Consider the following 13,658-nt stretch of genomic DNA (forward strand, 5'->3'; position numbering starts at 1 on the left):
CCGCCTCTTGAGTGGTGGGCGACGGCTGTTCGAATGCCGTCTCATCGCGCGGAACGTTACCGTATCGCGATCAGACAACCACTTCGACGCACTCACCAGGCGGATTACCTGATACCCGTTCGGTCTCAAGAGCGTTCTGAAGGATGACCACAGCGGCGGCCTGGTCGATGACCGACCTGCCCTTCTTCGCGTTCCGCCCGGAGGCGCGCAGGCCCTGGGCGGCGGTGACCGTGGTCATCCGCTCGTCCACCAGACGGACCGTCACCGGCTTGATGCCCTTGGCCAGTTCGTTCGCAAAGGCACGCACCTTGGCCGCGGCCGGCCCCTCCCGCCCGCTGAGCGAGCGGGGGAGGCCGACGACGACTTCGAGGGGTTCGTACTCCTCGACGAGCTGCCGCAGCCGCCGGTGGGCGGCCGGGACGTCCCGGCCGGGGACGGTCTCGACCGGTGTGGCCAGCACCCCGTCGGGGTCGCACGAGGCGACCCCGATCCGGGCGTCTCCGACGTCGATGGCCAGCCGGCGGCCGCGGCGCAGGCTCATCGTCAGGCCGTCTCGACGACGAGGCGTTCGACCGCGGCGATGGCCTCGGGCACGGCGGCCGGGTTCTGGCCGCCGCCCTGGGCCACGTCCGGCTTGCCGCCACCGCCGCCGCCGAGGGTCTTGGCGGCGGTGCGGACCAGGTCACCGGCCTTGAGGCCGCGCTCGCGGGCCGCCTCGTTGGTGGCGATGACGGTCAGCGGGCGGTCGTTCGCCACGGTGAACAGTGCGACGACGGCCGGGCGGTCGCCGGGGATGCGGCCGCGGACGTCCAGGACCAGCTTGCGCAGGTCGTCGGCGCCCGTGCCGTCCGGCACCTGGCCGACGACGAGGGCGACGCCGCGGATGTCCTGGGCGCCGGAGGCGAGACCGGCGGCGGCCTGGAGGACCTTCTCCGCGCGGAACTTCTCGATCTCCTTCTCGGCGTCCTTCAGCTTGCCGAGCATGGAGGCGATCTTCTCCGGCAGCTCTTCCGGACGGCCCTTGACCAGTTCCTGGAGCTGGGCGACGACCGTGTGCTCCTTGGCGAGGAAGTTGTACGCGTCCACGCCGACGAGGGCCTCGACGCGGCGCACGCCGGAGCCGATGGAGGACTCGCCGAGCAGCTTCACCAGGCCGAGCTGGGCGGTGTTGCCGACGTGCGTGCCGCCGCAGAGCTCCTTGGAGAAGTCGCCGATGGTCACGACGCGCACGCGCTCGCCGTACTTCTCGCCGAACTCGGCGATGGCGCCCTGCTTCTTCGCCTCGTCGATGCTCATGATCTCGGCGGTGACGTCGAGCTCGCGGGAGAGCACGTCGTTGATCTTCTGCTCGACGTCGGTGAGCACCGTGCCGGGGACGGCGTTCGGCGAGCCGAAGTCGAAGCGGAAGCGGCCGGGGCTGTTCTCGGAGCCGGCCTGGGCGGCCGTCGGGCCGAGGGCGTCGCGCAGCGCCTGGTGGGTCAGGTGGGTGGCCGAGTGGGCGCGGGCGATGGCCCGGCGGCGCTTGACGTCGATGGCGGCGTAGGCGGAGGCGCCGACCGTGACCTCGCCGACCTGGACGGAGCCCTTGTGGACGGAGACGCCCGGGACGGGCTGCTGGACGTCGCGGACCTCGATGACGGCACCGGTGTCGAGCTTGATGCGGCCCTGGTCGGCGAGCTGGCCGCCGCCCTCGGCGTAGAAGGGGGTGCGGTCGAGGACGACCTCGACCTCGTCGCCCTCGGAGGCGGCGGGCGCGGAGACGCCGTTGACCAGGAGGCCGACGATGGTGGCCTCGCCCTGGTTGGTGGCGTAGCCGGTGAACTCGGTGGCGCCGGAGCCGTCGGCGATCTCGCGGTAGGCGGAGACGTCGGCGTGGCCGGTCTTCTTGGCCTTGGCGTCGGCCTTGGCGCGGTCGCGCTGCTCCTGCATCAGGCGGCGGAAGCCGGACTCGTCCACGGAGAGGCCCTGCTCGGCGGCCATCTCCAGGGTGAGGTCGATCGGGAAGCCCCAGGTGTCGTGGAGCAGGAACGCCTTGTCGCCGGAGAGGACCGTGCCGCCGGCGGCCTTGGTCTCGGTCACGGCGGTGTCGAGGATGTTCGTGCCGCCCTTGAGGGCCTTGAGGAAGGCGGCCTCTTCGGCGAGCGCGACGGTCTCGATGCGCTTGCGGTCGGTGACGAGCTCCGGGTACTGCTGCCCCATCGTGTTGATCACGACGTCGACCAGGTCCTGGACGACGGGACCCGTGGCACCCATGAGGCGCATGTTGCGGATGGCGCGGCGCATGATGCGGCGCAGCACGTAGCCGCGGCCCTCGTTGCCGGGGGTGACGCCGTCGCCGATGAGCATGACGGAGGTGCGGATGTGGTCGGCGACCACGCGCATCGACACGTCGCTGTCCTTGGCGGCGCCGTAGCGCACGCCGGTCAGCTCGGTGGCCTTGTCCATGACCACGCGCAGGGTGTCGGTCTCGTACATGTTCTGCACGCCCTGCAGGATCATCGCGAGGCGTTCGAGGCCGAGGCCGGTGTCGATGTTCTTCGACGGCAGGTCGCCGAGGATCGGGAAGTCCTCCTTGCCCTCGCCGGCGCCGCGCTCGTACTGCATGAAGACCAGGTTCCAGATCTCCACGTACCGCTCGTCGTTGACGGCGGGGCCGCCCTCGACGCCGAACTCGGGGCCGCGGTCGTAGTTGATCTCGGAGCAGGGGCCGCAGGGGCCGGGCACGCCCATGGACCAGAAGTTGTCCTTCTTGCCCAGGCGCTGGATCCGCTCGGCCGGGACGCCGATCACCTCGCGCCAGATCGTCTCGGCCTCGTCGTCGTCGAGGTAGACGGTGATCCAGAGCTTCTCGGGCTCCAGGCCGTAGCCGCCGTCCGCCACGGAGCTGGTGAGCAGCTCCCAGGCGTACTTGATGGCGCCTTCCTTGAAGTAGTCGCCGAAGGAGAAGTTGCCGCACATCTGGAAGAACGTGCCGTGGCGGGTGGTCTTGCCGACCTCTTCGATGTCCGGCGTACGGACGCACTTCTGCACGCTGGTGGCCCGCGGGGCCGGCGGCTTGGTCTCACCGAGGAAGTACGGCTTGAACGGGACCATGCCGGCGTTGACCAGCAGCAGAGTCGGGTCGTCGGCGATGAGCGACGCCGAAGGGACAACGGTGTGACCGCGCTCCTCGAAGAAGCTCAGCCAGCGGCGGCGGATTTCAGCCGACTCCATCAGTGGTCCTCATTCCGGTTGTACGAGTAGGTCGATCGGTGGGTGGTGCTGTCGCTGCCGATGGCCCGCAGCCGCCGCGGCCCGGGGAGGGCGGTGACGTTGTCGGGCCGGTCGGGGTCCTGGGTCAGGCCCAGTGCGTCGTTCAGCTCGTCCTCGCGCTGCGTCATTCCCGCCTTGACGTCGAGGGCGAAGTCCTTGAGGCGGTGGCCCGCCTCCACGGCCTTGTCGGCCGCCTGGGCCGCGAGGCTCTCCGGCGTCAGCTTCTTCAGCTGGCGGTTGACCTTGGTGGTGGCCCATACGCCGGCGGCGGCGCCGGCGGTGAACCAGAAGGCTCGGCGGAACATCGGAGGTCTCAGCCCTTCTGCTTGCGGCGCCGGGGATCCGGCACCGTACGGCCGACGATCACGGTGCGCCGGGGGGTGCGCTCGGTCGCCGCGTCGGTCCTGCCCATGGCCTTGCGCACCCCGTAGCCGAAGGCGGCGACCTTGACGAGCGGGCCGCCGAAGGTGGAGGCGACGGTGGAGGACAGCGCGGAGGCGTTGGAGGTGACCTCCTGGACGTCGCTCGCGATGGCGTCGACCCGGTCGAGCTGGGTGCGCGCGGAGCGGACGGTCGTCGAGGCGTCCGCCAGCAGCGGGACGGCCTGCTCGGTGACCTCGGCCACGAGCTTGGTGGTGGCCCTGAGCACCTGGGCGAGCCTGGCCAGCGCCACCGCGAGGAAGGAGACCAGGATGGCCCAGAAGACGGCCACGATGATCCCGGCCACCTCTCCACCGGACACGTTGCACCGCTTCCTGAATCTGGAAAACCTACGGGATAAGTCTGCTCCGACCCTATCGCGCCGGAGATCCGCCGCAGAACCGGATTCCGGTGCCGCTCGCCCGGATACGGCAAAGCCCGCCGCCCCCCGGAGGGGACGGCGGGCCGGACCAGCCTGTGAGTGGCTACGGCCGCTGGATCAGCGGGCGTAGTACTCGACGACGAGCTGCTCGTCGCAGATGACCGGGATTTCCTTGCGGTTCGGGTCGCGGTCGAGGCGGAAGGCCAGGGCCTTCAGGTTGACCTGCAGGTAGCGCGGGGTCTCGCCCTCGCCGGCGTAGCCACCCTCGCGGGCAACCTGGAAGGGGTGCTTCTCGCGGCTGCGCTCGCGAACCGTGATGACGTCGTCGGGACGCACGCGGAACGACGGCTTGTCGACCTTGCCGCCGTTGACCTCGATGTGGCCGTGGACGACCATCTGGCGGGCCTGGTAGATGGTGCGGGCGATGCCGGCACGCAGGACCAGGGCGTCCAGACGACGCTCGAGCTCGACGACCAGCGCCTCGCCCGTCTTGCCCTCGGCCTTCTTCGCGCGGTCGTACGCGCGGGCCATCTGGCGCTCGGAGATGTCGTACTGCGCGCGCAGACGCTGCTTCTCCAGCAGACGGACCTTGTAGTCCGAGTTCTGCTTGCGGCCACGGCCGTGCTCGCCCGGCGGGTAGGGGCGGGCCTCGAAGTACTTGACGGCCTTCGGCGTCAGGGCGATGCCGAGGGCACGAGACTTCTTGACCTTGGGTCGCTTCTGGTTCACGGGGAACCTACCTCCATGTAAGTTAGGTGAGGCTTACCTTAGCGAGGAGGACGTAATGTCTCGACCACATGGGATCCCCCTGCCCAGTGCGCAACGCAGTTCGGATTCAGACGAAACAGAATCCGCTTGCGCCGACGATAAGCAAGGTCAGCCGCGTCCCAGGGAAGGCGTTCGGCAGCTCACCGGAGCCGAACGCGTACGAACCCTCGTAGAGTCCAACGCCTCAGTATCCCTCACTCTGCCGGGTGCTCGTGACCAGGTGTGGACCCGTGACCAGCAGGAGTGCGGGACAGGGGCGCCGGCCGCTCGGACCGTCACCCCGGACGGGGACGTGATTCTCCTTGTGCCAGGGGAATCCGCGGCTGCCAGGGCCGCCGCTCACGCCCAGGACGACGACCTCCCCGCCGTGATCGAGATCACGGACGTGGCGCCGGTGTCCGTGCCCCATCGTATACGGGGCCGCGCCCGGCTCGCCGGATGGCTGACCCCGGTCCGCGGGGACGACCGCGCCGTCTGCGCCGCGCTCATGGCCGGGCGCCACCCGGTGGGCGAGCTGCTCGGGATGTCGGAGCCGTCGGAGCCCCTTGACGCCCCCGGTACGGGCCGTCCGGCCTGGATGCTGCTGCGCCTGGAGGTCGGCGAGATCTCCGTGGCCGACCTGTGGGGCGCCGGGCGGGTGGACCCGGAGGAGCTGGCGGCGGCCGAGCCGGATCCGATGACGGCCCACGAGGCGGAGCTCCTCCAGCACCTGGCGACCGTCCACCCCGACCGGCTCGCCGGCCTGTGCGGACTGCTGGGCTCCCGGGAAGCGGCCGGGCTGACCCCGGTCCCGCTCGCCCTGGACCGCCTGGGGCTGCGCGTCCGCTTCACCCGCGGGCCCGGCCAGGCCGCCTTCGACGCCCGCTTCGACTTCCCCGAGCCGGTCGCGGACGTCTGCGGCCTGCGCCGCGCCATGCGCTCCCTGTTCGCGGCCGCCGCTCACTGAGGGCAGGTGCCGAGCATCACCTCCAGCGCCGTCTTCTCCGGCGGGGTGACGGAGAGCGTGTACCGGGCCTTGATGCCGGTGTAGCGGCGCGCGTACTCGCACCAGTACGCCCGCCGGGGCGGCCGCCACTTGTCCGCGGTGCTGCTGCCCTTGTCCTGGTTGGCCTGCTTGTCCACGGCGAGCAGCACGTCGAGGTCGTTGGCGTACTCCAGCCTGCGCGCGGGCGTCCACGCGTACGCCCCGGCCCGCCAGGCGGCGCCGAGCGCCACGACGTGGTCGGTCTCGATCTGCGAGGCGCGGCGGTAGGAGTACGGGAGCTCCTTGCCGGTGTAGGGGTCGTGCAGCACCCCGGACACCACGACGCAGGGGTTGCGGTCCCCCTCGCGGAGGTCGGACAGGTCCCGCCGCAGCACGTCGTCGCGGGTGTCGCAGCCGTTGCGTCCGCCTACGGCGTCGGTGTCGTCGGACCAGTACCGGCCGAATTCCTCGCGGCGGTACGTCTGCCAGTTCCGGCCCCACTGGACCGTGAGCCCCTTGAGCTCCGCCCTGGCCGTCGGCGCGTCCGGGGGGAACCCCGGGCCGCTGAGCGGGACCTTCGCCATGAGGGGCGCTGCGCTGGCCCGGGCCGTTGAGGTGTCGCCGTGGTGGCAGCCGGTCAGCAGCAGTGCCGCTGCGGCGGCGGTGAGGATCGGACGCCGTCCCATGGTCGGAGCCTAGAAGACTGATGAAGATCTTGTTGAGGGGCCGTCCGGCCGTAGGCCGGGCGGCCCCTCTGGTTATGTGATGGCCGGTGCGAGGTGCCAGGTGCCGCCTGTGTGAGTGAGTCCGAGGTTGATCAGGCGGCGGAGGTTGAGGGCGGCTGCTCGGGTGTGGAGCCAGGCGTTGTTGCTGATGGTGCCCCGGTAGCGGAGTCGGCGGTTGCCGTGGTGGACGAGCCAGGCGACGGCACGTTCGACTGGTGGCCGCCAGCGGCGGTAGTCGGCCTGCCAGGCGGGGTCGGTGGCGGCCTGGCGGCGGGCCGCGGCTTGGAGATCGTGGTGGGGGCGGATGGTCAGGACGCGTCCGGCTTTGGCCTTGGTGCACTGCTCACGCAGCGGGCATCGGGTGCACACGTTCCCGAAGACGGCCCTGCGCTGGTGGTGGCGGCCGCCGGGCTCGGACAGGCCGACGGTGTGGCCTTGGGGGCAGGTCACGGTGGCGGCGGAGGTGTCGATGGCGAAGTCGTCGAGGGTGAAGCCGTCTGGGACGGCCGGCCGCAGCGGGGCGGGTTTGAGGAACAGCCGGTGTCCGGCCTCTTCGAGGGCCTGGCGGGCGTCGCCGGTGGAGTAGGCGGTGTCACCGAAGGCGTCCACCGGGGTGTCCTCCTCGGCCAGCAGTTCAAGGCCGACGGCTGCCTCGTGGTGCTCTGGCCCGGCCCCGGGCCGCAGGGCGACGGCGGTGTATAACCCGGTCTCCGGCTCGACGGCGAGGTGGGCCTTGTATCCGTCCTGCTGATGGGAGCGGGTCTTGTGGATGTGCCGGGACTCGGGGTCGACGGTGGAGATCATCCGGTCCGGGGCGGTCCCTTGGGTGATGCGCCAGCGGCCGTCACGGCCGTCGGAGTCCTCGGCCGGTTCCACGTCCTGCCCGGCGACCAGCGCGAGGATGCCGACCGCGTTCGCTGCCTTCTCGCCCAGTTCCTGCTCGGGCAGATGCCCGAGCAGTCTGACCGCGTCGCCGACGAGCGCGTCGACCAGGTTGGCTCGTGCCTGGGCATCGTTCCAGGTGATGCGGGGTTTGCCCGGGTCGGTGTAGTCGTGGGCGGTGCACTGCGCGGCGGCAGCCTCGGCGCCGCCGGGGACTTCCCGGATCACCACCCGGATGGCGCCGATGATCTGGGTGACGGTGTCCTGGGTGGCGACCGCGTCGTCCAGCACGGTGGAGTCCAGTGCCCGCCGGTGCTTGCCCCTGAGGACACCGGTGGCCTTCACGACCTCCCGCACGGCCTCGAAGGCCCGGTTCGGGCTGGTGGAGCGGGCCAGCCGGCGCCGGAAGTACGCCAGAAGCGACGGGTCGAACGCGGTGTCATGCAGTCCCAGCCCGCACGCGGCCTTCCACCGCAGGTCACACCGCAGTTCCTGGACCGTCTCGAAGTCCGACATGCCGTGCAGGGCCTGCAATGTGATCGCCGCGGCCAGAATCTGCGGCGGCATGGACGGCCGCCCGTTCGCCGACGGATACATGTCCGCGAACATCGCCGCGGGGAACAACCGGCCACGGTGCTCGGCCAGGAACGCGAACACACTCCCAGCCGGAATCAACTCCCGGCACGTCGCCCACACATCAGGTCCGACCGTCTCCCCGACCCACTCCCCTTGAACCACAACACGAGTCTGGCCCCACCGCTGACGCGGCGGGGCCAGAACCCAACATCTTCATCAGTCTTCTAGGCCGCGTCCCACGGCCCGGCGCCCCGACACGAGCCGCTGCGCGGAGCGGTCCCCAACCCGCCCTTCCACCGTTCCCGCCTCAAACGCCGGCGCGGCTACGGGCACGGCGCTCCGCGCCCGCGCCTCAAACGCCGGCGGGGCTGGATTTCGCGCCGCAGGCGCGCCCGCGCCGGACGGGTCAGCCGGCTCCGCGGAGGCGTTCGCGGACCTTCTCCACCACGTCCGCGTACCGCGCTTCCGCCCCGTACCGCGTCGGCTCGTAGTACCGCTTGCCGTGGATCTCGTCCGGCGCGTACTGCTGCGCGGCGATCGCCCCCGGCACGTCGTGCGGATACACGTATCCGACGGCGTGCCCCAGCTTGGCCGCGCCCTTGTAGTGCCCGTCCCGCAGGTGCGCCGGCACCGCCCCGGCCAGCCCGGCCCGGACGTCCGCCAGCGCCGCGCCGATCGCCGTCGTGGCGGTGTTGGACTTCGGGGCCAGCGCCAGCGCGATCGTGGCGTGCGACAGGGTCAGCGCGGCCTCCGGGAAGCCGATCATCGCCACCGCCTGGGCCGCCGCGACCGCCAGCGGCAGGGCGGTGGGGTCCGCCAGGCCGATGTCCTCGCTCGCCGAGATCATCAGCCGCCGGGCGATGAACCGCGGGTCCTCACCGGCCTCGATCATCCGGGCCAGGTAGTGCAGCGCGGCGTCCACGTCGGAGCCGCGGATCGACTTGATCAGCGCGCTGGCCACGTCGTAGTGCTGGTCGCCGTCCCGGTCGTAGCGGACCGCCGCCCGGTCGACGGCCTCCTCCAGCGTCTGGAGGGTGATCTCCTCCTCGCCCTTGGCGATGGCCGAGCCGGCCCCCGCCTCCAGGGCGGTCAGCGCCCGCCGGGCGTCGCCCCCGGCGATCCGCAGCAGGTGGGCCTCGGCGTCGGCGGGCAGCGACACCGCCCCGCCCAGCCCCCGCTCCTCCTCCAGGGCGCGCCGCAGCAACCCGCTCAGGTCGGCGTCCGTCAGCGGCTCCAGCGTCAGCAGCAGGGAGCGCGAGAGCAGCGGGGAGATGATCGAGAAGTACGGGTTCTCCGTGGTCGCCGCGATCAGGGTGACCCAGCGGTTCTCCACGGCCGGCAGGAGGGAGTCCTGCTGCGCCTTGCTGAAGCGGTGGATCTCGTCGAGGAAGAGGACGGTCTCCTTGCCGTAGCCGCCGGCGGCGCGCTTGGCGCCCTCGATGACGGCCCGGACCTCCTTGACCCCCGCCGTGATCGCCGACAGCTCGACGAACCGCTTCTGCGTGGCCTGGCTGACCACGTACGCGAGGGTGGTCTTGCCGATGCCCGGCGGGCCCCAGAGGATCACCGAGGAGGATCCGGCCGGCCCCCCGGAGCCCTCCCCCACCAGCCGGCGCAGCGGTGAGCCGGGCTTCAGCAGGTGCTGCTGGCCGACCACCTCGTCCAGGGTGCGCGGGCGCATCCGGACGGCCAGGGGGGAGCTGGCCGGGTCCTTCTCCTGGCGTTCCTCGGCGGCGGCGGTGAAGAGGTCTGGTTCCACACACAGAGCCTATGCGAGGCCACCGACAGGACCGCCGGGACGGCCGCGGCGGCTCAGGAGGTCCAGAAGTCCCACCAGCGGGTCAGGATCAGCATCCCGATGATCCCGATGTGCAGGACGGGCAGCACCCAGGTGAACTCGTCCAGGAATCCGCGCAGCCAGCCGGGAGCGGGGATCAGGACCTGGCGGACGTTGTGGGAGGTGACGTACCAGAACATCAGAATCGTGGCGACCCAGGCCAGGCAGCACCACAGGCACAGCGAGTTGATGTGGTACAGCGACTGGTACATCAGCCAGGCGCAGAACCCGACGCCGAAGAGCATGCCGGCGTTCAGGGTCAGCCAGTACCAGCGGCGGAACCGGGCGCCGGCCAGCAGGCTCATGCCGACGCAGATCACGATCCCGTAGGCGACGAGCCCCAGCATCGGGTTCGGGAAGCCGAAGGCCGACGCCTGCTCGCTCTTCATGATGTTGCCGCAGGAGACGACGGGGTTCAGGCTGCAGCCCGGCGTGAAATTCGGGTCCTCCAGCAGCTTGAACTTGTCGATGGTGATCACCCAGGCGGCGAGCAGGGCCGCCGCTCCGGTGATGACCAGCAGCAGGGCCAGCGCCCGGCTCCCGCCGTAGGTCCGCGAAGCGGTGTCCGCGCCTGCACCCGTAGTCGTCATCCCGCCCGCTCCACATCCCACGTCGGCAAGGTCATCAAGCAGGGGCCATTGTGCCGCACCGCGGGCTCCGCCTTCCGTTCGCCCGGTATAAGGACGGTCGAGAACGCGTGGGAAAGCGGCGGGGGCGGGGCGGGGAGAGCGCTCCCCGTCCCGCCCCCGGTGGCGTTCCGCGTCAGGCCAGGCGGGCCCGGATCTCGGCGACGAGTCCGGCGACCGCCACGGCGTCCTGCTCGCCGGACTCCATGTCCTTGAGCTGGACCACGCCCTCGGCGAGGTCGCGGTCGCCCGCGACGACCGCGAAGCGGGCACCGCTGCGGTTGGCGTCCTTCATGGCGCCCTTGAGGCCCTTGCCCCCGTACGACATGTCCGCCGCGACGCCCGCCTTGCGCAGCTCGGTCACCAGGCCGAAAACGGCCGGCTTGGCCTCGCCCAGCGCGATCGCGAAGACCGACGTGGCCGCCGGGATGTCCAGCTCCACGCCCTCGGCCTCCAGGGCGAGCACGGTCCGGTCGACGCCCAGCGCCCAGCCGACGGACGGCAGGGCCGGGCCGCCGATCATCTCGGACAGGCCGTCGTAGCGGCCGCCGCCGCCGACCGCGGACTGCGAGCCCAGGCCGTCGTGGACGAACTCGAAGGTGGTGCGGGTGTAGTAGTCGAGGCCGCGGACCAGCTTCTCGTCGTCCTCGAAGGCGACCCCGGCGGCGGTGACCAGCGTCCGGACCTCCTCGTGGTACGCCTTGCAGGCGTCGCAGAGGTAGTCGCGCAGCACGGGTGCGCCGACCAGCTGCTTCTGCACGTCGGGCCGCTTGTCGTCGAGGACGCGCAGCGGGTTGATCTCGGCCCGGCGGACGGTCTCCTCGTCCAGGTCGAGGCCGCGCAGGAAGCCCTGGAGCGCTTCCCGGTACACCGGGCGGCACTCCTTGTCGCCGAGCGAGTTCAGCAGGATGCGGAAGTTGCGCAGGCCCAGCGAGCGGTACGCCTGGTCGGCGAGGATGATCAGCTCGGCGTCCAGCGCCGGGTCCTCGGCGCCGATGGCCTCGGCGCCGACCTGGGAGAAGTGGCGGTAGCGGCCCGCCTGGGCCCGCTCGTAGCGGTAGTACGAGCCGGAGTACCAGAGCTTGACGGGCAGGCTGCCGAGCTTGTGGAGGTTGCCCTGGAGGGCCGCGCGCAGCACGGAGGCGGTGCCCTCGGGGCGCAGGGCGAGCTCGTCGCCGCCCTTCGTGGTGAGGGTGTACATCTCCTTGCTGACGATGTCGGTGGACTCGCCGACGCCGCGGGAGAACAGCTTGACGTCCTCGAAGCCGGGGGTCTCGACGTATCCGTAGCCGGAGTTCTTCAGGGGCGCGGCGATCGCCTCGCGCACCGCCAGGAAGCTGGCGGAGCGGGGCGGCAGCAGGTCGTACGTGCCCTTGGGGGCCTTGAAGGTGCTCACGAAACTCGTCACATTCCTCGTCGTGGGGCGGCGGTGCCGTCCCCCAGGCCGGCGGCGACCTCCCGCAGGTACGGGTTGGTCGCGCGCTCACGGCCGATGGTGGTCTGGGGACCGTGGCCGGACAGCACCACCGTCGAGTCCTCCAGCGGCAGGCACACGCGGGCCAGCGACTGGAGCATCTCGGCGTGGGAGCCGCCGGGCAGGTCGGTGCGTCCGATGGAGCCGGCGAAGAGCAGGTCGCCCGAGAAGAAGACCGGCGGTACGTCGGCCTGCTCGGGCATCCGGAAGGTCACCGACCCCTTGGTATGGCCGGGCGCGTGCGCCACCGAGAACTCCATCCCGGCCAGCTTCAGGGCGGCGCCGTCGGACAGCTCGCGGACGTCGTCCGGCTCGCCGACGGTGAGCTCTCCCATGAGCGGCATGCCGATGGAGCGGCCGAGGGCCTTCTCCGGGTCGCTCATCATGTAGCGGTCCTCGGGGTGGATCCAGGCGGGAACGTCGTGCGCTCCGCACACCGGGACCACCGAGGCCACATGATCGAGGTGGCCGTGGGTCAGGACGACCGCGACGGGCTTGAGGCGGTGCTTCCTCAGCGTCTCCTCGACGCCCTGGGCGGCCTGGTGGCCCGGGTCGATGATGACGCACTCCTCACCCGCGGCGGGGGCGACCAGGTAGCAGTTGGTCCCCCAGGCCCCGGCCGGGAATCCGGCAATCAGCACGTTCGTCCTCAATCGTCGTCCGTCGGGCGGCAGCAGTTCGGAATCTGCTGCTCAGAGCCTACCGGCGCCGCTCATCACACAGCGAACCCATATACGGTACGGCCTAACCGAGCCCGGACAGCGGTACCAGAGACGTACAAGGAGACGACCCGGTGGTCACGAGCGATCAGCGTCGGCGACAGCTCGCCAGGGAGAAGTACGAGCGCCAGCAGAAGCGCCGCGCGGAGGCCCGCCGCAGGTCGCGGCAGCGACTGGCGATCATCGGTGCGGCCTCGGCCGCGGTGATCGCGACGCTGATCGGGCTCGTCGCGGGCGGTGTGTTCGACAGCAAGGACAAGACGGACGCGTCGGCCGAGCCCTCGGCCTCCCCGTCGCTGCCGGAGCCGAAGAAGTCGCCGTCCCCGGCGATGGCGATCGACGACAAGGCGAAGTACACCTTCGACCTGAAGACCAGCGCGGGCGAGATCAAGTTCGCGATGGACGCCTCGAAGACCCCGCAGACGGTGAACTCCTTCAAGTCGCTCGCCGACAAGAACTTCTTCGACAAGACCAAGTGCCACCGCCTGGTGACCAGCGGGATCTACGTGCTCCAGTGCGGCGACCCCGAGGGCACCGGCCGGGGCGGCCCGGGCTACACGATCCCGGACGAGAACCTGGACTCCCTGGGCAAGCCGAACGAGCAGGGCCAGGTGGTCTACCCGGCCGGCACCGTGGCGATGGCCAACACCGGCCAGCCCGGCACCGGCGGCAGCCAGTTCTTCCTCGTCTACAAGGACAGCCCGCTCGCCCCCTCGTACACCCCGTTCGGGAAGATCGACGCGGCGGGGCTGAAGGTCCTGGAGGAGGTCGCCAAGGCGGGTACCGCCGACGGCGCCCAGGACGGCGCCCCGAAGACCCCCGTGAACATCGAGAAGGCCACCGTCACGAAGGACTGACGGGACCCGGCGGCCCCGCCCCGGCCGGCCCCGCGGCCCCTGCGGCGATATTCCGTCGTGCGGGATGCGGACAGCCGGCCCGGCGGTCGCCTATGTTGGCGTTGTGCAGGGCGGGCGCTGCCCGCCCCAGGAAACTGTGGACGATGCCAGGGGGACACGACCCCGTGCGGCATCAG

At 71.1% G+C, this 13,658-nt stretch carries 13 protein-coding genes; 2 read left to right on the forward strand and 11 right to left on the reverse strand.

Going from position 1 to position 13,658, the window contains the following annotated elements:
• Positions 1 to 70 precede the first annotated feature (70 nt).
• The 5 genes from ruvX to rpsD all read right to left on the reverse strand — a co-directional run bounded on the left by ruvX (position 71) and on the right by rpsD (position 4,783).
• Positions 71 to 541: a Holliday junction resolvase RuvX gene (gene ruvX / locus B4U46_RS07100; RefSeq protein ID WP_079425040.1), complete on the reverse strand. Its 471-nt coding sequence runs from the start codon at positions 539 to 541 to the stop codon at positions 71 to 73.
• A 2-nt stretch (positions 542 to 543) separates the two neighbouring features.
• Complete coding sequence (gene alaS, locus B4U46_RS07105) at positions 544 to 3,213, reverse strand: alanine--tRNA ligase (protein WP_079425042.1); 2,670 nt, start codon at positions 3,211 to 3,213, stop codon at positions 544 to 546.
• Positions 3,213 to 3,557, reverse strand: a complete 345-nt coding sequence (locus tag B4U46_RS07110; RefSeq protein ID WP_079425044.1) for a DUF6167 family protein — start codon at positions 3,555 to 3,557, stop codon at positions 3,213 to 3,215. Before B4U46_RS07110 ends, alaS begins: the two co-directional genes overlap by 1 nt.
• A gap of 8 nt (positions 3,558 to 3,565) precedes the next feature.
• Entirely contained in the window at positions 3,566 to 3,994 is a 429-nt protein-coding gene (locus B4U46_RS07115; RefSeq protein WP_079425046.1) for a DUF948 domain-containing protein, read from the reverse strand.
• A 177-nt stretch (positions 3,995 to 4,171) separates the two neighbouring features.
• Positions 4,172 to 4,783, reverse strand: a complete 612-nt coding sequence (gene rpsD / locus B4U46_RS07120) for a 30S ribosomal protein S4 (RefSeq protein ID WP_007263048.1) — start codon at positions 4,781 to 4,783, stop codon at positions 4,172 to 4,174.
• Positions 4,784 to 4,838: 55 nt separating this feature from the next.
• On the opposite strand from rpsD, the gene B4U46_RS07125 reads away from it, so the two are divergent.
• The gene (locus tag B4U46_RS07125; RefSeq protein ID WP_079425048.1) at positions 4,839 to 5,768 is read left to right on the forward strand and encodes a DUF2470 domain-containing protein; all 930 of its coding nucleotides are present in this window, start codon (positions 4,839 to 4,841) and stop codon (positions 5,766 to 5,768) included.
• Here B4U46_RS07125 and B4U46_RS07130 read toward each other — a convergent pair.
• From B4U46_RS07130 to B4U46_RS07155, 6 genes are all read right to left on the reverse strand, one after another.
• Positions 5,762 to 6,472, reverse strand: coding sequence for an HNH endonuclease family protein (locus B4U46_RS07130; RefSeq protein WP_079425050.1), 711 nt, complete (start codon positions 6,470 to 6,472; stop codon positions 5,762 to 5,764). The genes B4U46_RS07125 and B4U46_RS07130 overlap by 7 nt on opposite strands.
• Before the next feature lie 72 nt (positions 6,473 to 6,544).
• Positions 6,545 to 8,089: an IS1182 family transposase gene (locus B4U46_RS07135; protein WP_079423731.1), complete on the reverse strand. Its 1,545-nt coding sequence runs from the start codon at positions 8,087 to 8,089 to the stop codon at positions 6,545 to 6,547.
• Between the two features lie 286 nt (positions 8,090 to 8,375).
• Positions 8,376 to 9,728, reverse strand: a complete 1,353-nt coding sequence (locus B4U46_RS07140; protein WP_079425052.1) for a replication-associated recombination protein A — start codon at positions 9,726 to 9,728, stop codon at positions 8,376 to 8,378.
• 53 nt (positions 9,729 to 9,781) lie between these two features.
• Entirely contained in the window at positions 9,782 to 10,396 is a 615-nt protein-coding gene (locus tag B4U46_RS07145; protein WP_079425054.1) for a vitamin K epoxide reductase family protein, read from the reverse strand.
• Between the two features lie 172 nt (positions 10,397 to 10,568).
• Entirely contained in the window at positions 10,569 to 11,828 is a 1,260-nt protein-coding gene (gene hisS, locus B4U46_RS07150; RefSeq protein ID WP_079425056.1) for a histidine--tRNA ligase, read from the reverse strand.
• A gap of 8 nt (positions 11,829 to 11,836) precedes the next feature.
• The gene (locus B4U46_RS07155) at positions 11,837 to 12,547 is read right to left on the reverse strand and encodes an MBL fold metallo-hydrolase (protein WP_079425058.1); all 711 of its coding nucleotides are present in this window, start codon (positions 12,545 to 12,547) and stop codon (positions 11,837 to 11,839) included.
• Positions 12,548 to 12,699: 152 nt separating this feature from the next.
• Between B4U46_RS07155 and B4U46_RS07160 the strand changes: the two genes are divergently transcribed.
• The gene (locus tag B4U46_RS07160) at positions 12,700 to 13,482 is read left to right on the forward strand and encodes a peptidylprolyl isomerase (protein WP_079425060.1); all 783 of its coding nucleotides are present in this window, start codon (positions 12,700 to 12,702) and stop codon (positions 13,480 to 13,482) included.
• Positions 13,483 to 13,658 lie beyond the last annotated feature (176 nt).

Source organism: Streptomyces katrae, from assembly GCF_002028425.1.
Taxonomy (GTDB): domain Bacteria; phylum Actinomycetota; class Actinomycetes; order Streptomycetales; family Streptomycetaceae; genus Streptomyces; species Streptomyces katrae_A.

Excerpts from the sequence above, each read along its gene's own strand:
- ruvX (WP_079425040.1), bottom strand. The coding sequence starts at position 541 with ATGAGCCTGCGCCGCGGCCGCCGGCTGGCCATCGACGTCGGAGACGCC.
- alaS (WP_079425042.1), bottom strand. The coding sequence starts at position 3,213 with ATGGAGTCGGCTGAAATCCGCCGCCGCTGGCTGAGCTTCTTCGAGGAG.
- B4U46_RS07110 (WP_079425044.1), bottom strand. The coding sequence starts at position 3,557 with ATGTTCCGCCGAGCCTTCTGGTTCACCGCCGGCGCCGCCGCCGGCGTA.
- B4U46_RS07125 (WP_079425048.1), top strand. The coding sequence starts at position 4,839 with ATGTCTCGACCACATGGGATCCCCCTGCCCAGTGCGCAACGCAGTTCG.
- B4U46_RS07130 (WP_079425050.1), bottom strand. The coding sequence starts at position 6,472 with ATGGGACGGCGTCCGATCCTCACCGCCGCCGCAGCGGCACTGCTGCTG.
- B4U46_RS07145 (WP_079425054.1), bottom strand. The coding sequence starts at position 10,396 with ATGACGACTACGGGTGCAGGCGCGGACACCGCTTCGCGGACCTACGGC.